This is a genomic window from Sorangium sp. So ce1036, assembly GCF_051369805.1.
GTDB lineage: Bacteria > Myxococcota_A > Polyangia > Polyangiales > Polyangiaceae > Sorangium > Sorangium cellulosum_F.
Window position 1 is genome coordinate 425921 of the sequence record NZ_JBBMOX010000001.1, and the last position, 25847, is coordinate 451767.

At 70.7% G+C, this 25847-nt stretch carries 30 protein-coding genes; 20 read left to right on the forward strand and 10 right to left on the reverse strand.

The window, feature by feature from the left end:
• Positions 1–26: 26 nt before the first annotated feature.
• Positions 27–848: a cell division ATP-binding protein FtsE gene (locus WMF31_RS01530; RefSeq protein WP_436600246.1), complete on the reverse strand. Its 822-nt coding sequence runs from the start codon at positions 846–848 to the stop codon at positions 27–29.
• Here WMF31_RS01530 and WMF31_RS01535 point away from each other — a divergent pair.
• The 4 genes from WMF31_RS01535 to WMF31_RS01550 all read left to right on the forward strand — a co-directional run bounded on the left by WMF31_RS01535 (position 821) and on the right by WMF31_RS01550 (position 6692).
• Positions 821–1801 carry a methionyl-tRNA formyltransferase gene (locus WMF31_RS01535; RefSeq protein WP_436600247.1) on the forward strand — a complete coding sequence of 327 codons (981 nt, stop codon included), beginning with the start codon at positions 821–823 and terminating at the stop codon, positions 1799–1801. The genes WMF31_RS01530 and WMF31_RS01535 overlap by 28 nt on opposite strands.
• A gap of 212 nt (positions 1802–2013) precedes the next feature.
• Positions 2014–3036 (forward strand): PilZ domain-containing protein, encoded by a 1023-nt coding sequence (locus WMF31_RS01540; RefSeq protein ID WP_436600248.1) that lies wholly within the window; start codon positions 2014–2016, stop codon positions 3034–3036.
• A gap of 24 nt (positions 3037–3060) precedes the next feature.
• A complete protein-coding gene (locus tag WMF31_RS01545; RefSeq protein WP_436600249.1) occupies positions 3061–6108 on the forward strand; it encodes a BamA/TamA family outer membrane protein in 3048 nt (1015 codons plus the stop codon).
• Positions 6109–6167: 59 nt separating this feature from the next.
• Positions 6168–6692 carry a hypothetical protein gene (locus tag WMF31_RS01550; protein ID WP_436600250.1) on the forward strand — a complete coding sequence of 175 codons (525 nt, stop codon included), beginning with the start codon at positions 6168–6170 and terminating at the stop codon, positions 6690–6692.
• 104 nt (positions 6693–6796) lie between these two features.
• Here the strand turns inward: WMF31_RS01550 and WMF31_RS01555 are convergent, their stop codons facing one another.
• The 4 genes from WMF31_RS01555 to WMF31_RS01570 form a co-directional block, all read right to left on the reverse strand.
• Complete coding sequence (locus WMF31_RS01555) at positions 6797–6976, reverse strand: hypothetical protein (RefSeq protein ID WP_436600251.1); 180 nt, start codon at positions 6974–6976, stop codon at positions 6797–6799.
• A 272-nt stretch (positions 6977–7248) separates the two neighbouring features.
• The gene (locus tag WMF31_RS01560; RefSeq protein WP_129354294.1) at positions 7249–7500 is read right to left on the reverse strand and encodes a hypothetical protein; all 252 of its coding nucleotides are present in this window, start codon (positions 7498–7500) and stop codon (positions 7249–7251) included.
• Between the two features lie 484 nt (positions 7501–7984).
• Entirely contained in the window at positions 7985–9265 is a 1281-nt protein-coding gene (locus WMF31_RS01565; RefSeq protein ID WP_436600252.1) for a penicillin-binding transpeptidase domain-containing protein, read from the reverse strand.
• Between the two features lie 180 nt (positions 9266–9445).
• Positions 9446–11218 (reverse strand): porin, encoded by a 1773-nt coding sequence (locus WMF31_RS01570; RefSeq protein ID WP_436606505.1) that lies wholly within the window; start codon positions 11216–11218, stop codon positions 9446–9448.
• A gap of 242 nt (positions 11219–11460) precedes the next feature.
• On the opposite strand from WMF31_RS01570, the gene WMF31_RS01575 reads away from it, so the two are divergent.
• Positions 11461–12561 carry a PhoH family protein gene (locus tag WMF31_RS01575; RefSeq protein WP_436600253.1) on the forward strand — a complete coding sequence of 367 codons (1101 nt, stop codon included), beginning with the start codon at positions 11461–11463 and terminating at the stop codon, positions 12559–12561.
• 49 nt (positions 12562–12610) lie between these two features.
• Here the strand turns inward: WMF31_RS01575 and WMF31_RS01580 are convergent, their stop codons facing one another.
• Together WMF31_RS01580 and WMF31_RS01585 are read right to left on the reverse strand one after the other, a co-directional pair.
• Positions 12611–13240 (reverse strand): hypothetical protein, encoded by a 630-nt coding sequence (locus WMF31_RS01580; RefSeq protein ID WP_436600254.1) that lies wholly within the window; start codon positions 13238–13240, stop codon positions 12611–12613.
• An 81-nt stretch (positions 13241–13321) separates the two neighbouring features.
• The gene (locus WMF31_RS01585; RefSeq protein ID WP_436600255.1) at positions 13322–13987 is read right to left on the reverse strand and encodes a class I SAM-dependent methyltransferase; all 666 of its coding nucleotides are present in this window, start codon (positions 13985–13987) and stop codon (positions 13322–13324) included.
• Between the two features lie 975 nt (positions 13988–14962).
• On the opposite strand from WMF31_RS01585, the gene WMF31_RS01590 reads away from it, so the two are divergent.
• A complete protein-coding gene (locus WMF31_RS01590; protein ID WP_436600256.1) occupies positions 14963–15529 on the forward strand; it encodes a hypothetical protein in 567 nt (188 codons plus the stop codon).
• 101 nt (positions 15530–15630) lie between these two features.
• Here WMF31_RS01590 and WMF31_RS01595 read toward each other — a convergent pair whose 3' ends face one another.
• From WMF31_RS01595 to WMF31_RS01605, 3 genes are all read right to left on the reverse strand, one after another.
• Complete coding sequence (locus tag WMF31_RS01595) at positions 15631–17076, reverse strand: hypothetical protein (protein ID WP_436600257.1); 1446 nt, start codon at positions 17074–17076, stop codon at positions 15631–15633.
• Between the two features lie 131 nt (positions 17077–17207).
• Positions 17208–18128 (reverse strand): SUMF1/EgtB/PvdO family nonheme iron enzyme, encoded by a 921-nt coding sequence (locus tag WMF31_RS01600; protein ID WP_436600258.1) that lies wholly within the window; start codon positions 18126–18128, stop codon positions 17208–17210.
• 369 nt (positions 18129–18497) lie between these two features.
• Positions 18498–19244 (reverse strand): hypothetical protein, encoded by a 747-nt coding sequence (locus tag WMF31_RS01605; RefSeq protein WP_436600259.1) that lies wholly within the window; start codon positions 19242–19244, stop codon positions 18498–18500.
• Between the two features lie 628 nt (positions 19245–19872).
• Here WMF31_RS01605 and rplV point away from each other — a divergent pair.
• The 14 genes from rplV to rpmD all read left to right on the forward strand — a co-directional run bounded on the left by rplV (position 19873) and on the right by rpmD (position 25829).
• Positions 19873–20211, forward strand: a complete 339-nt coding sequence (gene rplV, locus WMF31_RS01610; protein ID WP_129354276.1) for a 50S ribosomal protein L22 — start codon at positions 19873–19875, stop codon at positions 20209–20211.
• A 17-nt stretch (positions 20212–20228) separates the two neighbouring features.
• The gene (gene rpsC, locus WMF31_RS01615) at positions 20229–20921 is read left to right on the forward strand and encodes a 30S ribosomal protein S3 (protein WP_104985824.1); all 693 of its coding nucleotides are present in this window, start codon (positions 20229–20231) and stop codon (positions 20919–20921) included.
• A 12-nt stretch (positions 20922–20933) separates the two neighbouring features.
• The gene (gene rplP / locus WMF31_RS01620) at positions 20934–21347 is read left to right on the forward strand and encodes a 50S ribosomal protein L16 (protein WP_104985823.1); all 414 of its coding nucleotides are present in this window, start codon (positions 20934–20936) and stop codon (positions 21345–21347) included.
• 8 nt (positions 21348–21355) lie between these two features.
• Entirely contained in the window at positions 21356–21559 is a 204-nt protein-coding gene (rpmC, locus tag WMF31_RS01625) for a 50S ribosomal protein L29 (protein ID WP_129354274.1), read from the forward strand.
• Positions 21560–21561: 2 nt separating this feature from the next.
• A complete protein-coding gene (gene rpsQ / locus WMF31_RS01630; protein ID WP_436600260.1) occupies positions 21562–21912 on the forward strand; it encodes a 30S ribosomal protein S17 in 351 nt (116 codons plus the stop codon).
• Positions 21913–21916: 4 nt separating this feature from the next.
• Positions 21917–22285 carry a 50S ribosomal protein L14 gene (gene rplN / locus WMF31_RS01635; RefSeq protein WP_061614904.1) on the forward strand — a complete coding sequence of 123 codons (369 nt, stop codon included), beginning with the start codon at positions 21917–21919 and terminating at the stop codon, positions 22283–22285.
• Complete coding sequence (gene rplX, locus WMF31_RS01640) at positions 22285–22602, forward strand: 50S ribosomal protein L24 (protein ID WP_436600261.1); 318 nt, start codon at positions 22285–22287, stop codon at positions 22600–22602. Before rplN ends, rplX begins: the two co-directional genes overlap by 1 nt.
• Positions 22603–22604: 2 nt before the next feature.
• Positions 22605–23327 (forward strand): 50S ribosomal protein L5, encoded by a 723-nt coding sequence (gene rplE / locus WMF31_RS01645; RefSeq protein WP_436600262.1) that lies wholly within the window; start codon positions 22605–22607, stop codon positions 23325–23327.
• 10 nt (positions 23328–23337) lie between these two features.
• Positions 23338–23523, forward strand: coding sequence for a type Z 30S ribosomal protein S14 (locus WMF31_RS01650; protein WP_081426659.1), 186 nt, complete (start codon positions 23338–23340; stop codon positions 23521–23523).
• Positions 23524–23527: 4 nt separating this feature from the next.
• The gene (rpsH, locus tag WMF31_RS01655) at positions 23528–23923 is read left to right on the forward strand and encodes a 30S ribosomal protein S8 (RefSeq protein WP_129354270.1); all 396 of its coding nucleotides are present in this window, start codon (positions 23528–23530) and stop codon (positions 23921–23923) included.
• Positions 23923–24540, forward strand: a complete 618-nt coding sequence (gene rplF, locus WMF31_RS01660; RefSeq protein WP_436600263.1) for a 50S ribosomal protein L6 — start codon at positions 23923–23925, stop codon at positions 24538–24540. Before rpsH ends, rplF begins: the two co-directional genes overlap by 1 nt.
• Positions 24541–24587: 47 nt before the next feature.
• Positions 24588–24947 carry a 50S ribosomal protein L18 gene (gene rplR / locus WMF31_RS01665; RefSeq protein WP_129354266.1) on the forward strand — a complete coding sequence of 120 codons (360 nt, stop codon included), beginning with the start codon at positions 24588–24590 and terminating at the stop codon, positions 24945–24947.
• Positions 24948–25026: 79 nt separating this feature from the next.
• Positions 25027–25629: a 30S ribosomal protein S5 gene (gene rpsE / locus WMF31_RS01670; RefSeq protein WP_436600264.1), complete on the forward strand. Its 603-nt coding sequence runs from the start codon at positions 25027–25029 to the stop codon at positions 25627–25629.
• The gene (gene rpmD, locus WMF31_RS01675; protein WP_436600265.1) at positions 25626–25829 is read left to right on the forward strand and encodes a 50S ribosomal protein L30; all 204 of its coding nucleotides are present in this window, start codon (positions 25626–25628) and stop codon (positions 25827–25829) included. The genes rpsE and rpmD overlap by 4 nt, the downstream gene beginning before the upstream one ends.
• Positions 25830–25847: the final 18 nt, after the last annotated feature.

The following is a 25847-nucleotide window of genomic DNA, read 5'->3' on the forward strand; positions in this document are numbered from 1 at the left end:
CCATCGCTTGCGGCGGCGCCTCGGCGCTAGGCCGCGCCGCGCACGCCGCTGTTCAGCTCATCCTCGCCGTCGAGATCGTCGAGCGCGCCGGCGGCCCCGAGGCCGTGCGGCACGTCGGTCGCCTTGCCGTCGTCGAGCACCACCACGCGCCGCGGGCGCACGTCGAGCAGCGTCCGGTCGTGCGTCGCGAACAGGACCGTCGTGCCGGTCTCGTGGATGTCCTCGAACAGGCCGAGCAGATCGATCGCGAGCTGCGGGTCGAGGTTGCCCGTGGGCTCGTCGGCGAGGATCAGCGCCGGCTCGCCGACGATCGCCCGCGCGATCGCGACGCGCTGCTGCTCGCCGCCGCTCAGCACCTGCGCCCGGTCGCCGCCGCGCCCCGAGAGCCCGACGCGCTCGAGCGCCTCGCCGACCCGGGTCCGGAGCAGGCGCGACGGCAGGCCGAGCACCTCCAGCGCGATCGCCACGTTGTCGAACACCGACCAGCTCGGGACCAGCTTGAAATCCTGGAACACGAAGCCGATGTTGCGCCGGAGCGCGGGGATCGACGCCTCGGTCAGGCGCGCGATGTCCCGGCCGAGGAACAGGATCCGCCCGTCGTCGACGCGCTCGGTGCGGTGCACGAGCCGGAGGAGCGTGCTCTTGCCCGAGCCGCTCGGGCCGGTGATGAACACGAACTCGCCCCGCTCGATCGAGAGCGACATCCCGCGGAGCACCGGCTGATCCGCGCGGTAGGACTTATATACGTCCTCGAACACGAGGATCGGCCGGCGCGCGGCGGACGCGTCGTAGCGGTGGCCAGGCCGGAGCGCCGGACGAAATGAGCCTTGCAGAGGGGGCGCCGCCATCGGACCCTTCCCCTATCAGCCTGCTCGGACACGGAAAACTTTTCGGCCGACGGCCGGGCGAGCGGCCGCTGCGGATCGCCTTTTTCGGGCTGCCGCTCGCGGCCCTGCTGCTCGACCGCGACGGCCACGAGATCGCGCTCGCGGCGATCAGCCGCGCCGACGTGGTGGGGCTCCGCCGCGCCCGCCGCGTCTTCGGGGCGCGCCTCCTGTTGCGGCCCGACGCGGGGAGCCCGGCGCTCAGGTCGCGCGTCGAGGCGCTCGCGCCCGATCTCCTGGTGAGCTGGTTCTGGACCACGCGCCTGCCGATGTCGCTCGTGAGGGCGGCGCGGCTGGGGGGGATCGGCGTGCACCCCTCGCTGCTCCCGCGCCACCGCGGGCCGGACCCGACCACCTGGGCGATCGCCTCGGGCGACCTCGAGAGCGGGGTCACGGCGCACCGTATCGAGGAGGACTACGACACCGGCGACATCCTGGACCAGGAGCGGCTCCCCATCGATCTGGCGTGGACCGGGTGGCAGCTCGCCCGCGCCCTGGATCGCCCGAGCCTGCGCGTCTTGCGGCGCACGGTGGCCCGCTTCGCGCGCGGCGAGGAGGTGGCGGGGGTCGCGCAGGATCCGGCGCTCGCCACGCACGCGCCCGCGCTGGACGACGAGGCGTGCGCCATCCGCTGGTCGTGGCCCACCGAGCGCGTCCTCCGGCACATCCGCGCCCTCGCGCCGGCGCCGGGGGCGTGGACCGAGATCGAGGGCGTGTGCGTCATCGTCCTGCGGGCCGCGCCGGCGCCGAGCTTCCCGGCCGCGCTCGAGCCGGGCGAAGCGGTCGCCCAGGGTGGGGTGGTGGTGGTGCGGACCGGCGACACGGCCGTCGCGTTGCTGGAGGGGGAGATCGAGGGGGAGCCGGCGTCGGCCGGCGAGCTCGCGGCGCTCCTTTCATCGGGCGCGCCGATCGGATAGTCGCCACCTCCGCGACCCGGCGCGTTCGGCGGCCGGGCGGTGGACGGCGGGCTCGGCTGGCCGGCGCGCTGACCATCGAATCCTGAGCCTGCGCGCGCGCGACCGCGTAGGATGCGCCCTTCGGAGGATTCATGTCGGAACCCGCGCAGCTTGCGAAAAGCGCCCGCGAAAAGCTTGCAGCGGCGCTCAACGCACTCCAGTCGAACGGCGGAGTGTCGCCCGAGATCGAGGCGCTCGCCGAGCCGATCGCGCAGGCGATGAGCATCATGCATCGCATCGAGCGCTCCGGGGGGCAGGCCCTGGACGGCAGCGAGATCGCGCTCGGACACGTGCGCGACGTCCTGAACCGGTTGCAGAGGATCACCGTGGCCGATCCGGTGATCGATGTGCTGATGGAGCACGTCGCCGCGTCGCTGAGCAAGGTGCACGCGCTGAGCAGGGCGCATGCTGCTGCCGCCACGGCCGCGCCCGCGCCGGTGGCCGCGCCCGCGCCGGTGGCCGCGCCCGCGCCGGTGGCCGCGCCCGCGCCGGTGGCCGCGCCCGCGCCCGCGCCGATGGCCGCGCCGGTGGCCGCGCCCGCGCCGGTGGCCGCGCCCGCGCCGGTGGCCGTGCCCGCGCCGGTGGCCGCGCCCGCGCCGGTGGCCGCGCCCGCGCCGGTGGCCGTGCCCGCGCCGATGGCCGCGCCCGCGCCGGTGGCCGTGCCCGCGCCGGTGGCCGTGCCCGCGCCGGTGGCCGTGCCCGCGCGTCACCCGGTGGCGCCCGCTTCCCCGCCGCAGCACCAGCCGCGGCCCGCGCCTGCGGCCGCCCCGCCTGCGTACCCTGCCGCGCGTCACCCGGCGGCGCCCGCGCCCGCGCCGCCGCCCCATCCGGCGACGCTGCAGCCCGTCGAGAACCGCACACCTGTCTCCGTCGTCGACGTCGAGCTCGGCGCCCTGACCCCGTCGAATTTCTACAAAGGGCTTGCTGGCAACGACGTCATCGAGCACGGGGGCATCTTCGTCGCGACCTACAAGATCCCGCCGATCGGCTCCGTCGTGAGCCTGCGGGTCCGCCTGCCGGGCGACTACGAGTTCACCGCGTCGGCGACGGTCCGATGGACGCGCGAGGCCGGCGGCTCGAGGGACTCGGTGGAGCCCGGCTTCGGCGCCCGGATCACGCAGATCTCGGCGGAGGGCCGCCAGCTCGTCTCCCGGTTCACGCGCAACCGGGAGCCGCTGTTTTACGACGACCTCTGACGCCTCCACGTCGCATCGAGCCTGGTGAATCCTCCTCCCGCGAGCCCTGGCTCACGAGCGAGCCGGCCGCTCCACCGCGTAGCCACCGCCCTGTCCGCCGTCGCCCTGGCGGTCCTGCTGCTGCTCGCGCCGCGCTCCGCCCGGGCGACCGGCGACCCTGATCTCGAGCTCTGGACCTTCGAGACCGAGCACTTCCGCGTGCACCACCCGCAGGGCCTCGCGCCCGTCGCCGCGCGCGTCGCCTCGCTCGCGGAGACGATCCATGGGCGCGTCGAGGACGCGCTCGGCTACGCCCCGTCGAGCCGCACGGAGATCGTGATCACCGACGACTCCGAGATCGCGAACGGGTCGGCCGGCACGCTCCCCTACAACGCGATCCGCCTCTACGTGACCGCGCCCGAGGACATGTCGGTGCTCGGCGACTACGACGACTGGTACCTCGACCTCGTCACGCACGAGTTCACGCACATCGCGCACATCGACAACACCTCGGGCATCCCGGCGATCCTGAATGCGATCCTGGGCAAGTCGTTCTCGCCGAACCAGGTGCAGCCGCGGTGGATCATCGAGGGGCTCGCCGTCGTGAGCGAGAGTCATCACACGAGCGGCGGCCGGATGCGCTCGACCCTCTTCGACATGTACCTGCGCGCGGACGTGATCGAGGACAACCTCGCCGGGCTGGATCAGATCTCCAGCGTCCCCTTCCGCTGGCCGCAGGGCAACCTCTGGTATCTTTACGGATCGAGGTTCCTCGGCTGGATCCTCGACGTCTACGGCCCGAGCACCATGCGCGCGGTCTCCGCCGACTATGGCGCGTCGCTCGTCCCCTGGGGGATCAACCGCGCCATCCGCCGCGTGACCGGCAAGACCTACGTCGAGCTGTACGAGGGCTGGAAGGATCACCTCCGCCGGCTCTACAGCGAGCAGATCGCGGCCGTCGAGGCGCGCGGGCTCCGCGAGGGCATGCGGCTCACCCACCACGGGCGCACCGTGTACTACCCGCGGTTCGTCCCGCCCGTCGCGCGCCGGTCCACCGCGGACGAGATCGTCTACTACCGCGACGACGGCAGCGCTCGCCGGGGCATCTACCGCCTCTCCCTCGCCGCGCCCGCGCCCGGGCGCGAGCGCCCGGAGGAGCTGGTCGCGCGGACCCACGCGGCCTCGCGGCCGGCGTTCACGCCGGACGGCGATCTGGTGTTCACGGCGCTCATGCCGTGGCGCAATCACTACTACCGGCACGACCTGGTCTTCCTCCCGCGCGGCGAGACGGCGCCCGACGGCGACGAGCCCGCGCGGCGCCGGCTGACGCACGGCCTCCGGTCCTCGGCGCCGGACGTGAGCCCGGACGGCGGCCACATCGCCTTCTCCCTCAACAGCAAGGGAACCCGTTACCTCGAGATCGCGCGGCTCTCCGCGGGCGGATCCATCTCGGAGCGGCGCGACCTCGTGCCGAGCGCGCGCTTCGAGCAGGCCTACTCGCCGTCGTTCTCCCCCGACGGCAAGCTCCTCGCCTACAGCGTATGGACCGCCGGCGGCTACCGCGACATCCGCGTGGTCGACGTCGCGACGGGCAGCTTCCGTCAGATCACCCGCGATCGCGCGGCCGACACCAACCCGGTCTGGTCGCCCGACGGGCGGACGCTCTACTTCTGCTCCGACCGCACCGGCATCTCCAACGTCTACGCCCACGATCTCGCGACCGGCACGCTGCGGCAGGTCACGAATGTGAAGCTCGGGGCGTTCCATCCGGCGATCAGCCCCGACGGCAAGACGCTCGTCTATGTCGGCTACACCTCGCGCGGCCACGACCTCTTCGTCATGCCGCTCGATCGGGAGCGGTTCCTGCCGGCGCCGCCCCCGCCGACCGATCGCCCCGATCCCCCGACCGAGCCCGCGGGGGTGCGGCTCGTGCGGTACCCCTACGACCCGCTGCCGACGCTCGCGCCGCGCGCGATCACGCTCGACTACGCGCCCGGGGCGTACGGCTCGAACGCGCTGACGGTGAGCGTAACGGGCACCGACATCGTCGGTCGCCACGCGATCTACGGGCAGATCACCGTGCAGCCGGACGCGCCGGCGCCGGACGTCCTGCTCTCGTACACCTACGGGCGGCTGCCCATCGATCTCGGCGTCCGCGCGTACCACACGTTCTTGCCGCGCTGGGGCTACCGCATCGGCGGCCGCAATGCCCCCTACGACGAGCGATCGATCGGGATCGTCTCGGGCGTCAGCTATCCCATCCGCGGCGAGTTCTCGCGGCATACCCTGAGCGCCTCGTTCAGCGCCGTCGCGTTCAAGGGGAAGCTCCCCGTCGGCAGCGACCTCGATCCGTACGCGCCCCGGACCCTCCTCCCGCCGCAGGGCACGCTGAACATCGCGCACCTCGGCTACGGGTTCTCGAACGCCGAGGGCTCGCTCGACGCGGCCGGCGCGGCGCGCGGCGTCTCGCTCAACGCGGGCCTCGATTACGCCGGCCAGGAGACGGGCAGCAGCTACACGACCTACGCGTTCTCGACGTCCCTCAACGCCTACGTGGAGATGCCCTGGTCGGGCGACCACACCGTCGCGCTCCGCGTCGCCGGGGCGGTCTCGGGCGGCGGCTATCCGCGTGGCGCCACGTACTCGGTGGGCGGGTACGATCTCGAGCGCCTCTCGCTCGTCGACACGCTGCTCACGGGGGTCACGAACAGCTCGTTCACCCTCCGCGGCTACGCGCCGGGCGCCGTCGCCGGCCGCTCCTACTTCTCGCAGACGCTCGAGTACCGCGCGCCCATCGCGCAGCCCGATCGCGGCCTCTCGACGCTGCCGGTCTACCTGCGCCGCATCGACGCGAGCCTCTTCCTGGATCTCGGCGGCGCGTTCAACCGCTTCGAGGTGGACGAGCTCGCGCTGTTCACGCGGCACGGCCTGCTCTCGCCCCAGCTGCACACGTCGATCGGCGGCGAGCTGTGGCTCGAAATGAACCTCGGGTACGTCCTCACATCGCAGCTGCGCCTCGGCTATGCCTACGGCCTCAGCCCGCTCGCGATCCCGGGCGGTCAGCTCTACTTCGTCGCGACGAGCTCGTTCTGAGCGCGCGCGCTCGCCGGAAATTTTGCCCGCGCCCGTCGCTTCGCCCAGGGTGCTCGGCCATGCGCCGCGTCGTGCTCGCCCTTGGCCTCCTCTCCCTCGCCGGCTGTCCCATGCCGCCGACCAGCTCCCAGCGTCTCACCGAGGCGGCGCTCGAGATGAACACGGCGACCCGGTTCGGCCGCATGGACGTCGCGCTCGAGCGCGTGGGATGGAAGGCGCGCGAGGACTTCCTGCGCGGCCACGCCGACTGGGGCACCCGCCTCCGGGTCGTCGACGTGGAGTTCGGCGGCTTCGAGATGGTGAAGCGCGACGAGGCCGACGTCTTCCTCGACGTCCTCTGGCTGCGGAACGACGAGACCACGGTGCGCACCACCAGGATCACCCAGCGATGGCGCGACGAACGTGGCCACTGGGAGCTGGTCAGCGAGGCGCGGAAAGACGGCGAGATCGGGCTCTTCGGTGAGCCTCGGCCCGCGGAGAGCGCGCCGGGAGAGGCCGCGGGCGCGGCCTCGGGAGCGGGCGCGGCCAGCGGCGGGCGGCGGGCCGGCATGAGCCTCCACACGCGCGTCATCCGTGAGGAATGAAGGCAGCGGTGGCGGCGGGGCGCCGCGTGACGATGCCATCCAGCACGCGGGACCGCCCAGCGAGGCGGCCCCACGTGCGGCCTGCGTGGCCGGTTACGGGGCCGTCAGGCAGCCGGTGAAGGGGCCGCAGGCGCGGTGTTCTTGGGGGCCCGAGGCTTCTTCGCCTTGCCCGCAGCCTCCGGCGTGGCCTTCGCCGCCTTGCTGCGCTTCGAGCGCTCCTTCTTGGCGGCCTGCGCCTTGCGGCGCCTCATCTTCATCGACTGGCGACGATCGCGCTTGCCCATCTGCTTCAATCTCCTCGCGGTCGGGGGCGCGCAATGTGCCCAAGAGCGAGGGGAAGCGCAAGGGTCAATGCGCTCGCGAGCGCGGTTCTTGCGCTAGACGTGTGCGCAGTGCCTTGCTGAGCCCGCGCGCCTGGCCGGCGCGGGATCGCGCTCACGGCCGCGTTTCGCTGCGGTCTGTCGCGCTTCGTCGCGTTTCGCTGCGCTCCGTCGTGTTCCGCTGGGGCCGTCGTGTTCAGTATCGCCGGGTCTTCGTCCCGCCGCCGGGCGTTCGCTCAGCCGCCGACGGCGCCGTCCAGCGCGACCTCACGGCCGCGGACCTCGAGGCGGTACCTCGAGTTGACGGTCTCGATGTAGAAGACCTCGCGCCCGGCGAGACGCAACACGCGCTTGACCGGCGTCGTGACGTATTCATGCATTCCGTCGGAAAACTCGATGACGATGACCGAGCCTTTCCGTGGTGCACGGACGAGCCGGCCAACGACTGCGCGCGATCCCCGGCCGAGCTTGCGGAGCACAACCTGCACAGCCGAGATGCTAGCACGCAGAACTCGGCCGAGCACAAGCTGCACAAGCAGCGCCTCTCGCAACTAGGTCCCACCCTGGCCCAGAGTGTCCGGCTGCATCGGAGCGGGCCGGACCTCCGCACTGCGGACGGCGAGCGGGCGGCAGGGCTAGGTCCCGGGCGGAAAAGTTCCAGAAATACATGGCTATCGACGCGCGCCCAGCGCTCCTGTGCATGCGGCCGGCGGCCCAGCACACCGATCCCGCGCACCATCCTCGCCGGCCGCGGGGGCGAGCGACCCGCCTGACGAGCGATCCCGGCCGCTGGCCGGGCACGGCCGGGGGGCCACGCCCGGCGGCCTCAGCGCGCGGGCGACGCCGGCCGCGGGATCCCCGCGACCCGGGTCTCCGGCGCGGCGCGCGGCGGCTCCCGGGTCGCAGGGCGCGACGCGCCGCGCGCCCGCGATCGCCCCCTCCACGCGGGCAGCGGCTCGCCGCGCCCCGGCGTCATCGACGGCGAGCCTTCGCGCCGGTCCGGCCGTTGGGATCGCTCACGCCGGGCGCGCCCTGGTCCGCGAAGTAGGTGCGGAGCATGTTGCACGCGACGTTGGTCGCTTTCACCCGCCACTTCGCGCCGTTGGCGACCATCACCGAGATGGCGATCTCCGGCTTCCGGCTCGGGGCGAAGCCGACGAACCAGGTGTAGAAGGGCCCCTCGGGCTTCCTCGTGAGCGTCCCCGTCTTGCCGGCGACGCGGATGTCCGGCAGGTAGGCGCGCCCGTTGCGATCGTGGAACGAGCGGTAGCTCGTGCCGTTATCCACCGTCGCCTCCATCATGGTGGTCACCGCGCTGGCGGTGCTCTCCTCCATCACCCGCTTGAGGACCTGCCGCTCGGTCGGCCCCTGGTAGATCTCGCCGGCCTCGTCCTTGACGCTCGAGACGATGTGGAGCCGGATCATCTCGCCGCCATTGGCGACGATGGTCGCCAGGTTTGCGCCCTGGAACGGCGACAGCGTGGTATTCCAGAAGCCCGCCGCGGTCCGCGCGAAGCCGAGCTCGTCCTCCGGCAGCGAGATCGTGCTCTCCGCGACCTTCACGTCGAACGGCGTGTCCTGGGCCCAGCCGAGCCTCGCGGCCACGGCGCCGAGCTTCTCCTGATCGAGGTTCCTGGCGGCGAGCCGCGCGAACACCGTGTTGATGCTCCGGCCCATCGCCTGCGTGAGCGTCGCGCAGTACTTGTCGCGCCGCTTGTTGTCGATCATGTCGATCGGCCGGATCGAGTGCTCACCGCCCGAATAGCACTGCTTGGTGCTCGGGCTCAGGCCGGCCTCGATGAGCGCGGTGCCGGTCACGATCTTGAAGACGCTCGCCGAGGGCGCGGTGGCCTCGGCCGCCACGTCGTGCAGCGCCCCCTCGTCCACGTAGCTCGCCCAGACCAGCACCTTCCCCGTGCGGACATCGGTCATCACGACCGCGCCCTCCGGCACGCGGCCCGCGCGCAGGAAGCCGAGCGCCGCGCGCTGGTACTTCGGATCGAGGGTCAGCTCCGCGACGCGGCCGCCGTGGGCGGGCGCCGTCGGCGGGCTCTTTCGGTCGTCGATGCGCGTCAGGTCGAGGTCCGTCAGTGGCGGCGGCGTCACGGTCCGCATGATCGTCGGCCCACCGGCGACCTTTTTCTTGGAGAGCAGCCCCTCGAGCTGCACGTCGTGCTCGCGAAGCATGGGGAGGGTCACGGCCACGAGCCCCACGGCTGCACCGACGGCGATCCACTGACGCATCTCGCGCATGGCCCGACCGGTACCCCGCCGACGTGGGTTGGGCCAAGATTGAGGCGCGCCGCCCGCGCGCCGGGGAGAGCGCGCCGCGCCGCGCGGGCGCCGCCCCGCGGCGCGGTTCATTGGAGCACAAACGATCGAGGCGGCGCTCTGGCGAAGGAGGGGGACGCGGCGGGGGGGGCGGCGCGCGGGTCAGAACGACAGGCCGAGCCGGGTGCCGAGCTCGTGCAGCGCGTGCGCGTCCGGATCCGCTTCCTTCAGGGTATTGCCCGGGACCCTGAGGAGGTTGTCGGCCGAGCCGCTGCCCGGCGTCAGGTAAACGTTGTAGTTCACGCTGAGCCGCACGTGCTTCGTGTGCCAGTAGTTCGCGGCGAGGCCGACCTGCATGACCGAGAGGTCGGTGCCCGGCCCCGCCTCGGCGCCCGGCGTCTTCTCGTCGTACGCGCCCTCGCGAGACGCGCCGTCGTACGTCGCGCTGATCCCCGAGAGGAGCGCGGCGACCTCGAGCCCCGATTTCGGCTTCCCGAGGTCCTTCGACAGATCGACCTTCGCCGGACGCGGGCTGGTCCCGGGGTCGCCGGTGACGAACGCGTCGCCCAGCGGCCACGCCGAGAGCTGCACGTAGTAGCCGAGCCCCCTCACCTGACCGAGCCGCTCGGTGTGGCCGAGCTGATAGCCCTCGACCGCCTCGCGGGTGTTGTTCGCGAGGTAGTACGCCTCCGCCCGCAGCTCGACCCGCTTGATGGGCAGCCGGAGCTCCCCGCCGATCGCGTTCTGCGCGCCCGACGGGATGACGTGGATCTGCCGGCTCAGCGAGTCCTTGTAGCCGCCGCCCCACAGCGTGTAGCCCTGCCCCGTCTTGATCGGCGCGTAGTCGTAGCCCACGTACTCCTGGTCGCGCTCCCCGTGGCGCGCGCTGAGGCCGATCTGCGCCTTCGAGAGCAGCGCCTCCTTGTCGCCGCTGAACGGGCGGACGACCACGCGGCCGATGAAATCGGGCGGGGCGTCGACGCCCGTCCGGTTCTGCCCGTCGCCGCCGAACACCCCGACGCCGTAGGAGAGCGCCTTGCCGGCGAGGTCGCCCCAGGCCATCAGCCCGATGCTCTTGCCCTCGGGGTGGGCGAAGCTCCGGACCGCGATGTTGCGCTCCATGAACGTGATGCTGTTGCTGCTCGTCTGGTTCTCCATCGAGAAGGGCGACGTGAACTGCCCGAACATGAAGTTCAGCGCCGGGACGACCGAGTAGTTCAGCCAGACGTCGGCGAGCGAGGCGCTCGAGCTCGTGCCCTGGACCGCGGCGAAGCGCGCCGACTCGGCGGTCGGCGCGCTGCCCGCCGGCGCGGCGGAGGTCTGGCTCTTGCCGTTCGCGTTGCCGAGCCCCTGACCGCCGAAGTCGACGTCGAGCTTGAACGACCACCGCTTCAGGAGCTCGCCGTCGAGCTCCAGCCGGGCGCGGCGGACGAAGAAGCGCGGCTGCAGCGCGTTCCCGCCGTCCTGCGCCCTCACCTCCGAGACCCCGCCGCCGAAGCTGCTGTAGAAGTCGAGGTGCATCCGCCCCTTCGGGTACAGCCGGAAGGTGTCGCTGGCGTCCCGGAGGAAGAAGCTGCCGTGCCAGCCGGCGAGCGGCTGCCGCTCCGCCACGCCGGCGGTCTCGGCGGTCGGCGCGAACACCTGCGGCGGCGGCGGCGGCGGCGGCGGGATGGCCGCTGCCGTTCCAGGAGGAGGAGGCGGCGGCGGCGCCTGCTCCGCGAGCGGCGCCGCCTGGTCAGGCGGCGCGGGGCTCTGGGCGGCGGGGGGCGGGGCGACCGCGCCGCCGGGCGCCGGGACCGCAGCCGCAGGCGGCTGGACCGCAGGCGGCTCGGCCGGGAGCGGCTGGGCCGGAGGCTGCTGCGCCGCAGGCGGTTGCGCCGGGCCTTGAGGCCCAGGCTGTGCTAGCGCCGACAGGCCCGACAGCGTGACACTCATGCCCAACAGCGCCGATGTAGCTACCCTCATGCATATCTCCCTTGCGCGGCCCGCCCGCGCGCTTGATTCCGCCGGGCACTCAATCGCAGAATGATGACCGAGACGTCACAGTTCCGTGTAGGTCATGAGGCGAGCGGGCCGGACAGTCGCATGCGACCGCGGGTGACATCAAGGTCCCCGTCGCGGGGATGGCGCGCTGGCGGCAACGACGCGCCGAGGCAAGGCCCGGGAAGGATGATTGGATGACGACCAGCGTGCGGATCACGGCGGATGTCGAGGTGCTCGACAACAGCACCCTCGTGGCTCTCGCCGGGCCGGGGAACGAACACCTGAAGCTGATCGCGCGCACGCTCGGGATCGAATCAGGCGTCCGTGGCAACACGATCCGGCTCGCGGGGGACGCCGACAAGGTCGCGCTCGCCGAGCGGTGCCTGGCGGAGGCCGCGCAGATGCTGAGGAGCGGCATGGTCCTCGATCCGCAGGACTACGTGCGCGGGGTGCAGGCGCTGCAGGACGACCCCGGGATGACGCTGCGCGAGCTGTTCGAGGACGTCGTCCTCATCTCGGCGCGGCGCCGGCCGATCTCGGCGAAGGGGCTCGCGCAAAAGCGCTACATCCAGGCGATCCGATCGCACGACATGACGTTCGGCATCGGCCCGGCCGGCACGGGGAAGACCTACCTCGCGATGGCGATGGCCGTCCACGCGCTGCTCGAGCGCCGGGTGAAGCGGATCATCTTGACCCGCCCGGCCGTCGAGGCGGGAGAGCGGCTCGGCTTCCTGCCCGGCGATCTCGCCGAGAAGGTGAATCCCTACCTGCGCCCGCTCTACGACGCGCTCCACGACATGATGGATGCCGACAAGGCGCAGGGGCTCGTTGCGCGCGGTCAGATCGAGGTCGCGCCACTGGCCTTCATGCGCGGCCGCACGCTCAACGACTGCTTCGTCATCCTCGACGAGGCGCAGAACGCGACGAGCGATCAGATGCGCATGTTCCTCACGCGCCTCGGGTACGCGTCTCGCGCCGTGGTGACGGGCGACGTCACGCAGGTCGATCTCCCGCACGGCGCGCGCAGCGGCCTCGCCGAGGCGCGCGAGCTGCTCGCGGGCATCGAGGGGATCGCGATGTGCTCCTTCTCGGAGGTCGACGTCGTGCGCCACCCGCTCGTGCAGCGGATCATCGTGGCGTACGAGAAGCGGGACGCCGAGGTGGCCCGCCAGCGCGAGGAGCGACGGAGCGAGGCGATGCGCGGCGCGCGCGGCGGCGCGGGCGGGGACGCCGAGGCCGCGCCTCCGGGGCAGGCGCCCGCGGGGGGGCTGGGCTCGGCCGGCGGGAGGAGCTGACTCGAGCGGCGGCTGGACGGGGCGCCGGCGCCCTCGCCCGCCGTGCGGATCACTGCTTTCGCAGCGTCACGGGCGACTCGCGCACCAGCATGGCGTCGGGCCCGGTCACCCGGAGCTCCCCCTCGATCACCTCTCCCTTCAGCTCGCCGACCAAGATGCCGGTCATTGCGTTCGGCGCGCGCGGATCGTCGGGGAAGACCGAGGCGCGGACCATGCCGTCCTCCGTCTTGCCGACGAGGCTCGCGTCGCCGAGCGCTCCCTTCGCCTTGCCCTTCAGCTCACCGCTCGGTTCGATGGTCAACGTCACCGTCCCTTTGCCGGTGGCCAGCTTCCCGTCGTCCTTCTTGCGCACGACGTCCTTGACCTTGGGGGGCAGCACGACGCTCCCTTTCCTGGCGTCGTAGCTTCCCTCCCAGGTGCCCTGCCAGGGCGCCGCATCCGTCGCGCCGACCGCGACGGCCGACGCGCTGGCGCCATTCGCCCCGGCGGCGGCCGATCCGCTCGCGGGCGGCGCTGCGACGGCGGCGCTCGGCGGAGGCGCCGGCGGCTCGGGCCGCTCCGGTTGGCTCGGGCGCGGCGGACCTTCCTCGCACCCTGCGAGCAGGGCGAAGGCGACGGGCAGGAGGAGCGCGCGGACGCCACCGCGCGCCCGGCGAGCTCTCGTTCCGGGGGGATTCACGCGGACGCTTTTATTACGTGCCGGGCTGGCCGTCGCGTCGATTTTGACGGTCCCGCGCGGCGGAGGGCCAGCCGCTGCCGCTCAGGATGGCCTGCGGAACGCCAGGGTCCAGTGCCGATCGCTCGTCTTCTGCGCGCATTCGGGGGGAACCTGGAGTGAACGCAGCATCTCCCGCACCTCGTCCAGCGAGAGCGCAGCCCGCAGCGACGCGTCGAACAGGGCCCGCTGGTACGCGGTATCGTTCGCTGCATACCTCTGGACGAGGGCCGCGACCGAGGCCTCATCCTCCGGACGCACGAGATCTCGCACGAACAGGAGACCGCCGGGCCGGAGGACGCGGAGCATCTCGCGCAGCGCCGACGTGGGCTCCGGGATGTGGTGGACGATGCTGTTCGAGAGGACAGCCGAGAATGTCTTGTCCGGCTCGGCCAGCGCCTTGGCGTCCGCGAGCGCGAGCGTGACGGCGCCGGTGAGCCCTGCCTGCTCGACGTGGCCGCGCCCGACATCGAGCATCGACGCCGAGAGATCGATCGCCTTGATCCGCGCCGTGGCCACGCGCTTGCAAAGCTCGATCGGCAACAGGCACGTCCCTGTGCCGACGTCGAGGGCGTATGCGAGATCGGGGGCCTGGGCGAGGAGATCATCGCAGAACGCCGCGTTGACGGCGGCGTGGTCCATGCTGTCATAGGCGAGCGCGTCGTCGTGGGTATCCATGACCTCGGGCTCGAGCACGCGCACCAGCGGCATGAGCGCATCGTTCTCCGCGGGGGATGTGCCTGTCAACCGATTGTCGGCGACTGACCCATCTCGGCTGGCCCCTCGACCGGAGCCGGCCGGGTCGGCGCAGGCGGGTCTCGTGGAGTAGAATGGAGAGGAAGGCGTTTGCAGAAGTCGAGGTCGAGCTGGCCGGGACCGTGCCACCCGCGCGGCTGGCGCAGGCGAAATGTAGTGTAGAGGACGTACGTGCAGGGGAGGCACCTGCCAGGCATGAGAGCGCCGGGTCGATGGCTGAGCGCCGCCGAGGAGCGTGACCCGTGAAGGGCTCTCGGGTCGACGATGCAGCCGGCCCCCCTCCCGGCGCTCTCGAGTCGACTGTCCCCGCGGGCGCCCCTCGCGAAGGCCCCGCGCGTCGCCCCATCTGCGACGCGGTATCCTATGACGCCCCTGCAGGCCAGTCGTGCGCCCAGGGCGTGCAATGTAGCCACGCGCTGGGCGCCTGTGTGGGGTCGCCAGGCGCTCGCGTCTGCGCAGGATGCTTCAATGGTTGCGGTGGGCGCGCCGTGCCCTGGGGCGATGCGCCTCGCGGCCCGCTGTACGCGCGCTCGCATTGCCGCCCGCGACGGGAGCTTGGATCGAGGGAGCGGAGCCGCTCGGTCCCATACAGCGCTTGCCCGACCGGCGCCGCGAGCACCCGAGACAGGCATTGCCGCAGTGCATCGTGAGCGGGGAGCGAGAGGGAATTGGCGCGGGCGGGCCGTCCTGCGCGGGGGAGGGGTCTCGGCTATCAATCGCGGCTCGCGGGCCCCCTTCAACGCTCGGCGCCTGTCGAGCAAAGCAGCCCAGCCGTTCGTGGCCGTCCAAATGTGCTCTCCGATTGAGCCCGCCCGCAGCGCCCAATGAAAGAAAAGACGGCCCTGTGTCCTCAATTCGCTTGACCAGGCAAGTGGCAACGGCATAGTCGTATCCAACCGCCGAGCTGGATTCGGCGACGAGGGAGAGCACATGGCAACGGACGCCTTTTCACAGCAGATTGTAAACCTCGTGCGGAAGATGCCGGACGAGGCGATCCTCGCGCTCGTCAAGAATCAGCTGGGCGCCGTGACGGGGGAGACGCCGTTGGTTCCTCCCGCGCCGCGCCGCAACCGCGCGCGCGCCCGTGCTGGAGCGGCCCAGTCCAAACCGTCGTCCGTCGCGGCCAAGCGCGGCGCCGCGCCGAAGCGCCGGCCTGGTCGCCCGCGCAAGTCGCCCGCTGCCTCGGCGGAGCGGCAGGAGACGCTGGAGGCCGTCGAGCGCATCGTCAAAGCGAGCTCTGGCCTGAGCGCGAGCGAGGTGGCGAAGCAGGCGGGCATCCCGCAGACGCGCGCAGCCGCAGCGCTGAAGGAGCTCAAGCTGGAGAAGCGGATCTTCCAGGGAGGAGACCGGCGGTTCGCTCGCTATGCGGGTGACGCGAAGACCGCCGAGCAGGCGAGCGCGAACGCACGTAAGAACGCGGCCGGGCCGACGCCGGCGAAGAAGCCGAGCGTCAAGGGACGCAAGCGCGTCGCTCCGGCCGCTGCTCCCGCAAAGTAAGGCTGAAAACCATCACGCGCTTCATGGTCAGTTCGGTCACATTGGTAGACCACCATGCTGACGCGCCGCGTTTGGAATGGCTATCCCGTTCCAGACGGAGCTCAGGGCGGGCTCCAGGTGAGCCCGCTATCCTCGGAAACCGTGACATACCAGCCGCGACGTGATGTCCCGGTAACGTCGGCCTGGAGGAGCATCAGGAGGCGATCGCCGAAGGAGAGGAGCGCGCCGAGATCGATACGGCCGCGCTCGCCCTGGCCTTCGCCGATCACCCTGGGGACCTCGTAGAGCTTGCCCGATTCAGGCGATGGCGAGAGCGCGATGTAGAGCCCCCATCGCGCTGCGGCGCGGGCGGTCAGCACGGCCGCGACCCCCTCGCGTGTGGGGGCCGAGGCGACGGACCGCTCATGCGGCTCGATCCAGGGGTGAAAGGGCTGTTTCTCCGCGAGGACGCAAGCGCCCTTGAGGTCGCACGTCGCGAGCGTGGGCTCTCCGCCTGTGGGCGCGATGACATCGACGGTGATCCGGTTGGCGCCACAGCCGACCGTGGCCAGGGGGGCGGCTTTCGCGGGGAGCTTGAGCACGGCTGTCCGTGCCGCGGAGATGGCGACCACAGCGCTCTTGTCGGGCGGCTGGGGGACGACCTGGATCGACCATTCTCCGAAATCGCAGGCTGGGGACGCGGAGAGCGCGGCCGTCGCCGCCGGGGTCATCACGAGCCCGGCGACGGTCCGGGGCGCCTCGAGCGGCTTTCCCGGTGCGGGTACGGGCCGCGTGAGGAGGTTGCGTCCGCGCACGGACAGGAGCGCTGGTGGCCGGCCATACGGGATGGGCAGCGCCTGTTCTTGCGGCGGGAGCGGGATCGGCGGAGCCGGCGTGGCGCCAGGTGGCCCCGCGTGGACGAGGGCGGCACGTCGGGGTTTTGGTGAGATGAGCAGCGCCGCGCTCTCGGCAGACAACACCGCGGGTACGGAATCCACCGGCGGTGTCGCCTTGCGGCCGAGCTCGGGGAGGGGGACGGGGGACGGCGCCAGGAGATCGGCAGCCTCCGACGGCGCGAAGAAGAGGTTGATCGGCTCCTCCTCGGGGGGCAACGCCGCGCCGTCCACGTCCTTCGAGCGCCCGGGGGCGCGCGAGCCCACGGCGAGCACGATGGACCCGTCCGCGCCGACCGACCAGGCAGACCAGCCGTCGCGCGGACGCCGGAGCGAGCGCCAGGTCCTGCCCGCATTCTCCGTCACGAGCGCGATCGCCTCATCCTCGGTCTCGCCTGCCACGACGGCCCGCTTGTCGTCGAGCACGAACACACGTTTCCATCGGGTCGACGTCGGCGCGAGCGTCGAGCTGAGCCCACGCGCCGGGCCGACGGCGGTGGTCAGCTCATCCGAGGACGCCGCGCCCGGGGGCGGCGGGACGTTGATGGGCTCTTGCTTTTCCTTCTTCTTGCATCCGAGCGGCAGGACAGCGATCAGGACGGCCAGCGCGGCGGAGGCGACGTCGCGCCGGACGATCGCGCTCGCCCCTGAACCGTGCCTCGCCTGATCCGACACACCTCGGGCGGAGCCGGAGGCGCACGGGCAACCGGGCTCAGCCATTGGCCCTCGCTGCGCCGCGCGACGAACAGGCTCTCCTCGAGCCCACCGCCGCCGCGGAATGATGGATGAGCCTGGGGGGCGCGAAGCTAGTCAACCTGCTCCGGATCCATGCAGCACCGGAAGCCGGTCGAGTAGTCGTGGTAGCCGAAGGAGTGCGCGGTCGTGGCATACTTGCAGCCCTCGCCGTTGCGCGTCGTGTCCATGTAATAGCCGCCACGGAACGTGCCGCCCGGGTCATCGACCCACTCGTGGAGGTTGCCGACCATGTCGAACACGCCGTAGGCGTTGGTGCACCCCGCTCGCTCGCCCGTCGGGCGCAGCGCGTGGGAGAGCTGGTTGATGAGGGGGTTGTTCATCGCCGTCGTCCAGAGCTCCTCGGACCTGATGTCGAGCAGCGCCGCGATCTCGGCGACGGGATGCACGGGACGCTCGTCGTCGTTGCACACGCCGCGCTGGCGGAGCGCGCCGTACGGGAAGAGCGTGTCTTGCGGCCCGCGGCAGGCGCTCACCCACTCATCCGAGCGACACAGGCGCTTGCCCGACGCCGCGCACGCCATCTTGGCCTGCCGTCCGCTGATGTAGCCTTGCGGGATGACGCCCGGCCAGGACACGGCGCGGACGCGTCGCTCCCGACCGTCGATCGGATCGAACGGCGACCAGGGGCGCTCACCGCTCGGCGTCAGCTCGACGAGCGAGCTCTCCCAGCGGTCGACGCACACGCGATCTTCGACGAGGGCCATCTCCGCGGGGCAGCGCGGGCCACCGGTCGACGAGGCCTGCTGGTCGGCTCCTGGGACGGGCTCCGTCACGGGCTCGAGCGAGATGCCGTCGTTGGCAGAAACGAGCGCGCTCTCCTTGAAGGAGGCGAGCGCGTTCCCTTTGGCCTTGGTCGGCCGTTCCACGGCGACGGTGGAGCTCGCTTCCATCGAGGCTCGCGCCATGAGCCGCGGCGACATCTGCTCCGCGGTCGTCGAGCCCGGCGTGCACCCGGCCGACGCGACGAGCACACCGAGCAGCGCTCCGCCGCGGCATGGACGCGCCCCCGACGAACGGGGATGGTGGGAGACCAGGCGCAAGCAGGACATGTCCTTGGCCACGGAGGAGCCGAGGATCCCCTCCCGCCATCCCAAATGCAACCGAATACCGCGCTCAGGGCGGCCCCGAACGCGCGTGCATGAGAGGGCGCGCTCGTCGCGGCGGAGGGCGCGCTCGCCGCGGCGCCGTGGGGCCGGAGAGCGCGCGCGGCACGCGTGGTGGGCGTGCGCTGGCGCGAGGCCCAGAGTGATCCGAGGGGCGTAGGATGTCGGGCGAAAAGAACCGTCACAGCGGAGAGGCGGCGAGCGCGCCCCGGATCGCGGTTCGTGGGCGGGGCCTGCTCAGAAGCTCATGACATATCGATAGCAGTCGTCGTAGGCCTGCTGGCAGCTGACATTCAGATCGGTCTCGTTGATGCAGCCGACGAGCTCATCCACGCCGGCGTCGCTGAGGGGGTTCAGCTGCCGCTCGCACTGGTCGACGTCGAACGGTTGAGAGTTGCAGCCCACGACGATGGCGTCGCAGGTCGCGGCGGCCTGGCCGGTGCACGCGTTGGCGTACATCCGGTTGAGGCACGCCTCGGCGGGCGCCTGATCGCACGCGTCCTGCACGCCGATGTCGCTCAGGCAATCCACGAGATCCGCGGCGTGGCCGGGGCCGAAGATGGCGAAGCCGCGCGTGCAGAGCCTGTAGCCGATGGGGTCCTCGTCGCGGGTGTCGCCGCACTGCCTCGTCGCCCCCTGCGCCGGCGAGATGTTCAGCTCGTCACAGGCCTCGACGGTGAGGTCGCCGTCCCACTCGGGGACACACGCTCCATCCTGGCCGCCCTCGCCGCCCTGCCCACCATCCCCGCCCTGGCCGCCTTCGCCGTCGTATCCGCCGTCACCTCCGTATCCGCCTTCGCCGTCGTATCCGCCGTCACCTCCGTATCCGCCGCCGGTCGTGGAGGTGGTGCTGGTGACGCCGGGCCCGGTCGTCTGCTCCACGTCGTTGTCGGTGTCCGCGGCCCGCACGACGCAGCCGGCGTGAATCGCTGCGGGCAGGGCCAAGGTGAGCGCGAGAAAACGATGGCGATGACGAGCAAGCATGGTGTCGTGACCTCCTACATCGTCGGGGAAGAGCTCCCGAGCGTGGTGCGTTCGACTCAACCTGGACCTCTCCTATTCCCCGCGCAATCCTGCTCTTCCTCCTGCGACGCCGAGCGACGGGCGCGACGCGCGCCCGCAGCGCGCGCGATCGGCGCGCGCCCGAGGGCCGAGGCTGCGATTTTCTCGATGTTTCCAGATGTCAAGGAAAAATTGAAGGGCCCTGCGGCCCGCCTCGGGCTCGTGGTGCAGCGGCGAGGAGCCCGGCTCCTCCGGACGCGCGTTCAGGAAAGTCTGAAAGCCTGCCCAGGGGGCGCGGCCCGGCGCAAGAAACTGCAGGCGAGCGGAAGGATCGCGCTTGCGTACCGTGGCTCGCGCTGGTAAGCACCGCGCTCCGTTTTCCCGGGCGATCGGGCGTCATCCCGGTCTCCCAGTAGAAGAGCCGTAACGGCGCTTCGATCTCAGCTCCGCCTCCTCGGCCGCCGCGGGAAGCCCCCCGGTGACGCGAGGGGGGGGTCGCGTCCAGGGACGCCGGGCTGGGACCGGAAGCGTACGACGGTGCAACCGGTTCGCAGCGAACCGAAACCCGGTACGGAGTCACTCCGCCCGCCGGTGTCGCGAGGTGTCTCGAATGGTAAGCAAAGCCAGTGCGATGTTTTCGCGGATCGCCCCGCGCAAGGCTCGCATGATCGCTGATCTCGTCCGAGGTCGCGACGCGGACGAGGCGATCCAGCTGCTCTCGTTCACGCAGAAGAGCGGCGCCCCCGTGCTGCGGAAGGTCATCGAGAGCGCGGTCGCGAATGCTCAGCAGGCGGGCGCTGACATCGACGCGCTCTTCATCAGCAAGGCCACCGTCGACAAGGGGCCGAACAAGTTCAACCGCCGCTGGCGGCCGCGCGCGATGGGCCGTGCGACCCGGATCACCAAGGGCGTGTCGCACATCGTCATCGAAGTCGACGAGAGAAAGTAAGTAGAGGACCTGCCGATATGGGACAGAAGACCCATCCGTATGGCTTCCGCGTCGGTGTCATCAAGACGTGGAGCAGCAAGTGGTACGAGGACGGCGCCGCGTATCAGAAGTGGCTCCACCAGGACATCCGCATCAAGCGGGCGATCAAGCAGTACCTCTACAACGCGAACATCGCCGGCGTGGAGATCGAGCGCGCGGCGAACCGCGCGAAGGTCATCGTCTTCACCGCCCGCCCGGGCATGGTGATCGGCAAGGGCGGCAAGGGGATCGAGACGCTCAAGAGCGGCAACATCGGCACCGCGTCCAAGGGCGAGACCCTCTTCCCTGGCGTGTCGTCGTTCACCGACAACGAGGTCTTCATCGACGTCCAGGAGGTCCGGAAGGCCGAGACCAACGCGCAGCTCGTCGCCGAGAACATCGCGACGCAGCTCGAGCGCCGGATCGCGTTCCGCCGGGCGATGAAGAAGGCGGTGGCCACCGCGATGAAGTTCGGCGCGAAGGGGATCCGCGTGCGCTGCGCTGGCCGCCTCGGCGGCAGCGAGATGAGCCGCGTCGAGACCTACCGCGAGGGCCGGGTGCCGCTGCACACGCTCCGCGCCGACATCGAGTTCGGCCTCGCCGAGGCGAGGACGAAGGTCGGCATCATCGGCGTGAAGGTCTGGATGTTCAAGGGCGAGGTCCTGCAGCGTAAGGCGCGCCGGATCCAGTAGAGGGATTGCAGAATGCTGTCTCCGAAGCGAACCAAGTTCCGCAAGATGCAGAAGGGGAACAACCGCGGCCTGGCCACGACGGGCAGCGACGTCTCCTTCGGCGACTTTGCGCTCCAGTGCGTCGAGCCCGCGCGCGTGACCGCGCGGCAGATCGAGGCGGCCCGTATGGCCATCCAGCGGCACGTGAAGCGCGCCGGCAAGCTCTGGATCCGCATCTTCCCGGACCGTCCGGTGACGAAGAAGCCGCTCGAGGTGCGCATGGGTGGCGGAAAGGGTGCGCCCGAGGAGTGGTGCGCGCTCGTGCTGCCGGGTCGCGTGATGTACGAGATCAGCGGCGTGAGCGAGGAGACCGCCAAGGAGGCCTTCCGGCTCGCGGCGCACAAGCTCCCGATGCAGTGCAAGTTCCTCGCCCGCGGGCTGACGTGAGGGTTGAGATGAAGGCGAAGGATTTGCGGGAACGCACGACCGACCACCTGCGCGAGCTCGAGAAGTCGCTGGCGGCGAGCCTCTTCGAGGCGCGGTTCAAGAATTTCACGAATCGGCTGAACGACACGGCGACGATTCGCAAGGCGAAGCGAGATCTCGCGCGGGTGAAGACGATCCTCACGCAGCGCGCGCGTGCCGAGGAGAAGGCATAGCCATGGCGAAGAAGAAGGCAGAATCCCAGCAGCCGGTCGCTGCGGCGCCCGAGCTGGCCGCCGCAGCGCCTGCGCAGCCCGAGACCGAGGCGAAGGCGCACGGCTTCCGGCGCAGGCTGGTCGGCAAGGTGGTCAGCGACAAGATGAACAAGACGGTCACCGTCGAGGTCATCCGGAACGCGCTCGACCCCGTGTACAAGAAGTACGTCCGGCAGCGGGACCGCTACAAGGCGCACGACGAGACGAACCAGTACAAGGTGGGCGATCGCGTCGAGATCATGGAGCACCGGCCGATCTCCCGCGACAAGCGGTGGCTCGTGACCAAGCTCGTTGCTCGTACGGTGGAGGAGTAGCGCCATGATCCAGGTGTCCACCCATCTCGAGGTCGCGGACAACTCCGGGGCCCGCGTCGTGAAGTGCATCAAGGTGCTCGGCGGCTCGCGCCGCAAGTACGCCGCGCTCGGCGACGTCATCGTCGTGTCGATCAAGGAGGCGCTGCCGGGGACGAAGGTGAAGAAGGGTGACACGGCGCGCGCCGTCGTCGTCCGCACCGCCCGGGAGTACCAGCGCTCCGACGGCAGCTACATCAAGTTCGACGGCAACAGCGCGGTCCTCATCAACAAGGAGAAGGAGCCGATCGGCACCCGCATCTTCGGGCCGGTCGCCCGCGAGCTCCGCGCGAAGAAGTTCATGAAGATCATCTCGCTCGCCCCGGAGGTCCTCTGATGAAGCGCCTCAAGGTCGGTGACCTCGTGGAGGTCATCAGCGGCAAGGAGCGGGGGAAGCAGGGGCGCATCACGAGGATCCTCGCGGACGAGGATCGCGTGATCGTGGAAGGCCTGAACACGGTGACCCGCCATCAGCGGCCCACGCCGCGCAACCAGGAGGGCGGGAAGATCACCAAGGAGGCGCCGATCCACGCCTCGAAGGTCATGCCGGTGGATCCGGCGACGGGCAAGCCGACGCGCGTGAAGATCCGCGTCGGTGAGGACGGCAAGAAGACGCGCGTCGGCAAGAGCGGCAGCGCGATCGGTGTGGGCTAGCCATGGCGGACAAGAAGGACAAGGACAAGGCGGCCAAGGACGGCAAGGGCAAGGACAAGCCCAAGCCGCAGCAGGCGAAGCCGCAGGCGCCCGCCAAGAGCAAGGAAGCGAAGGGCGCGAAGGGGAAGGCCGCCGAGGTCGAGGCCGCCGAGCCGGCCGAGGTGCGTCCGCGCGACCCGAACTACACCCCGCGGCTCCGCACGCACTACCAGAAGAGCGTGACGGCCGCGCTCTCGAAGCGGTTCGGCTACAAGAACCCGATGATGGTGCCCCGCCTGCAGAAGGTGGTGCTCAACATGGGGCTCGGCGCGGCGGTGCAGAACCCGAAGATCATCGACTCTGCGGTCGAGGACATGCGGGCGATCTCCGGCCAGAAGCCGGTGGTGACCCGTGCCCGGAAGTCGATCGCGACGTTCAAGCTGCGCGAGAACCTGCCCATCGGCGTGATGGTGACCCTGCGCGCCGAGCGGATGTGGGAGTTCGTGGATCGCCTGATCTCGTTCTCGCTGCCGCGCGTCCGTGACTTCAAGGGCGTGAGCCCGAAGGGCTTCGACGGCAAGGGCAACTTCACGATGGGCCTGCGCGAGCAGATCATCTTCCCCGAGATCGACTACGACAAGATCGACGTCGTGAAGGGGCTCAACATCTCGTTCGTGACCACGGCGAAGACGGACGAGGAAGGACGCGCGCTCCTCACGGAGCTTGGCATCCCGTTCCGGCACTGAGGGATTTTCGATGGCCCGTGCAAAAGAGTTTGCGAAGCTGAACCGTCCGCCGAAGTTTTCTACCCGGCAGAAGAACCGTTGCAAGGTGTGCGGGCGCTCGCGCGCTTACTACCGCGATTTCGAGCTCTGCCGTGTCTGCCTTCGGTTGTTCGCGCTCCGTGGTGAGCTCCCTGGTGTGATCAAGGCCAGCTGGTGATTCTATGATGACCGATCCCATCGCCGACATGCTGACCCGCATTCGCAACGCGGCGCTCGCGCGGCACGACCGGACCGAGGTCCCCGCCAGCCGCATCAAGGCTGCCGTTGCGGAGATCCTCAAATCCGAGGGCTTCATCGCCGACGTGCGCGAGACCGAGGGCGAGGGTCCCAAGAAGCTCACGATCGTCCTCAAGTACGGGCGCGATCGACGGAGCGCGATCGACGGCGTGCGCCGTGTCTCCCGCCCGGGGCGTCGCGTGTACGTGCGTCACGACCGGATCCCGCGCGTGTTCAGCGGGCTCGGGATCTCGATCCTGAGCACGTCGCGCGGGCTCATGAGCGACAGGGATGCGCGCCGCCTCAAGGTGGGCGGTGAGCTGCTCTGCGAGGTGTGGTGATGGAACTCCAGGCGAACGCAGCCCAGGCTGCGAACGGTGACAACCGGCTCGCGTCGAAGACATCGCGGGTCGGCAAGCGGCCGATCGACCTCCCGAAGGGCGTCACCGCGACCGTCAACGGGCGCAAAATCGAGGTCAAGGGCCCGAAGGGGCAGCTCTCCCGCACGCTCACCGACAAGGTGGAGATCAAGCTCGACGGGGGGAAGCTCCACGTGAGCTCGGTCGCGCCCGGGCGCGACGCGTCCCGGCTGCAGGGGCTCACGCGGGCCCTGGTGGCCGCGATGGTGAAGGGCGTCTCCGAGGGCTACGAGCGGGTCCTCGAGCTCAAGGGGACCGGCTACCGCGTCGAGCTCAAGGGCATGACGCTGAATTTCGCGCTCGGCTTCTCCCACCCGGTGACGTTCGCTGTGCCCGCCGGTCTCTCCGCGACGATCCCTGCGGATTCGAAGGGCACCGTGCTGGTCCTGACCGGCGCGGACAAGGAGCTCATCGGGCAGACGGCCGCTACGATCCGTGGCTTCAGGCCGCCCGAGCCGTACGGCGGCAAGGGCGTCCGTTACCGCGGCGAGCGCGTCCGGGAGAAGGCTGGTAAGGCCGGCAAGGGCGGCAAGAAGTAAAGGCGAGCGGCGGCGGGTACGCCGCTGCACCGAGGGACGAGACGGTCATGGGCATGAATATCGTCGGTCGGGAGCGCCGGAAGCTCCGCATCCGCAAGAAGGTCTCGGGGACGCCGGAGCGCCCGCGCCTCAGCGTCTTCCGCAGCTCGAAGCATATCTACGCGCAGGTCATCGACGACGTGAGCGGCACGACCCTCGCCCACGCCTCGACGCTGTCGAAGGATCTCAAGGGCTCGCTCGACGAGGACAACAAGGTCGAGGCGGCGAAGAAGGTCGGGGCGCTGATCGCCAAGATTTGCAAGTCGAAGAAGATCGACAGGGTGGTCTTCGACCGCAACGGCTATCTGTATCACGGGCGCGTGAGCGCCCTCGCCCAGGCGGCGCGCGAGGAAGGTCTCGATTTCTGACTCCCACAGCCGCTGCCCTCGAGGAGAGGGCGGCGGGCGCGGTCGACTGCCGCGGCGGAGAACGTGATAGAGGACGGTTATGGCGTTCGATCATGTCGACGAAGAGAAGCTGAAAGAGCGAGTCATCCACATCAACCGCGTCGCCAAGGTCGTCAAGGGCGGCCGGCGTTTCAGCTTCTCGGCGCTGGTCGTGGTGGGCGACGAAGCGGGGCACGTGGGCGTGGGTCTGGGCAAGGCCAACGAGGTGCCCGAGGCGATCCGCAAGGGGAACGATCAGGCTCGCAAGAACCTGTTCCGCATCCCGCTGGATGGGGTGACCATCCCGCACGAGTCGTTCGGCCACATCGGGGCGGGCAAGGTGCTGCTGAAGCCGGCCAGCCCTGGGACGGGCGTCATCGCCGGCGGCGCGGTGCGCGCCGTCGTCGAGTCGGCGGGGATCCACGACGTGCTGACGAAGTCGCTCGGGACGAGCAACCCGCACAACGTCGTGCACGCGACCGTCGCTGCGCTCCGCGGCCTCAAGAGCCCGGAGAGCGTCGCCGGGAAGCGGTCGATGCAGCTCGACTCGCTGGACTACCAGCGCCGCGGCGCGACGAGCACCACGGGCCGCCGGCGCGCGAGCGTCGCGCCGCCTGCGCAGGGTGGTTCGCCGCAGGGTGGCGCCGAAGGAGGCTCGCAGTGAAGCTCCGCGTACGTCAGAAGGCCAGCACCATCGGCCAGGTCGAGCACACCCGCCGCGTGGTGAAGGGGCTCGGCCTCCGTGGCCCGGGATCCGAGGTGATCGTCGCGAACACGCCCTCGTTCCGTGGCATGGTGAAGAAGGTCCTCCACCTGGTCGAGGTCGAGGAGGTCGCCAACGAGGCGGCCCCCTCGAAGTCCTGAGAAGCTAGATCGTCATTC

Bases quoted from the DNA above. Each gene is read 5' to 3' on its own strand.
- rplP (WP_104985823.1), top strand. From the start codon at position 20,934: ATGCTGTCTCCGAAGCGAACCAAGTTCCGCAAGATGCAGAAGGGGAAC.
- WMF31_RS01535 (WP_436600247.1), top strand. From the start codon at position 821: ATGAGCCTTGCAGAGGGGGCGCCGCCATCGGACCCTTCCCCTATCAGC.
- WMF31_RS01555 (WP_436600251.1), bottom strand. From the start codon at position 6,976: ATGGGCAAGCGCGATCGTCGCCAGTCGATGAAGATGAGGCGCCGCAAG.
- rplR (WP_129354266.1), top strand. From the start codon at position 24,588: ATGGGCATGAATATCGTCGGTCGGGAGCGCCGGAAGCTCCGCATCCGC.
- rplF (WP_436600263.1), top strand. From the start codon at position 23,923: ATGGAACTCCAGGCGAACGCAGCCCAGGCTGCGAACGGTGACAACCGG.
- rplV (WP_129354276.1), top strand. From the start codon at position 19,873: ATGGTAAGCAAAGCCAGTGCGATGTTTTCGCGGATCGCCCCGCGCAAG.
- rpmC (WP_129354274.1), top strand. From the start codon at position 21,356: ATGAAGGCGAAGGATTTGCGGGAACGCACGACCGACCACCTGCGCGAG.
- rplX (WP_436600261.1), top strand. From the start codon at position 22,285: ATGAAGCGCCTCAAGGTCGGTGACCTCGTGGAGGTCATCAGCGGCAAG.
- WMF31_RS01570 (WP_436606505.1), bottom strand. From the start codon at position 11,218: ATGAGTGTCACGCTGTCGGGCCTGTCGGCGCTAGCACAGCCTGGGCCT.
- rpsE (WP_436600264.1), top strand. From the start codon at position 25,027: ATGGCGTTCGATCATGTCGACGAAGAGAAGCTGAAAGAGCGAGTCATC.
- WMF31_RS01590 (WP_436600256.1), top strand. From the start codon at position 14,963: ATGGCAACGGACGCCTTTTCACAGCAGATTGTAAACCTCGTGCGGAAG.
- WMF31_RS01565 (WP_436600252.1), bottom strand. From the start codon at position 9,265: ATGCGCGAGATGCGTCAGTGGATCGCCGTCGGTGCAGCCGTGGGGCTC.
- WMF31_RS01530 (WP_436600246.1), bottom strand. From the start codon at position 848: ATGGCGGCGCCCCCTCTGCAAGGCTCATTTCGTCCGGCGCTCCGGCCT.
- WMF31_RS01550 (WP_436600250.1), top strand. From the start codon at position 6,168: ATGCGCCGCGTCGTGCTCGCCCTTGGCCTCCTCTCCCTCGCCGGCTGT.
- rpsC (WP_104985824.1), top strand. From the start codon at position 20,229: ATGGGACAGAAGACCCATCCGTATGGCTTCCGCGTCGGTGTCATCAAG.
- WMF31_RS01605 (WP_436600259.1), bottom strand. From the start codon at position 19,244: ATGCTTGCTCGTCATCGCCATCGTTTTCTCGCGCTCACCTTGGCCCTG.
- WMF31_RS01585 (WP_436600255.1), bottom strand. From the start codon at position 13,987: ATGCCGCTGGTGCGCGTGCTCGAGCCCGAGGTCATGGATACCCACGAC.
- rpsQ (WP_436600260.1), top strand. From the start codon at position 21,562: ATGGCGAAGAAGAAGGCAGAATCCCAGCAGCCGGTCGCTGCGGCGCCC.
- rpsH (WP_129354270.1), top strand. From the start codon at position 23,528: ATGATGACCGATCCCATCGCCGACATGCTGACCCGCATTCGCAACGCG.
- rplN (WP_061614904.1), top strand. From the start codon at position 21,917: ATGATCCAGGTGTCCACCCATCTCGAGGTCGCGGACAACTCCGGGGCC.
- WMF31_RS01575 (WP_436600253.1), top strand. From the start codon at position 11,461: ATGACGACCAGCGTGCGGATCACGGCGGATGTCGAGGTGCTCGACAAC.
- rplE (WP_436600262.1), top strand. From the start codon at position 22,605: ATGGCGGACAAGAAGGACAAGGACAAGGCGGCCAAGGACGGCAAGGGC.
- WMF31_RS01650 (WP_081426659.1), top strand. From the start codon at position 23,338: ATGGCCCGTGCAAAAGAGTTTGCGAAGCTGAACCGTCCGCCGAAGTTT.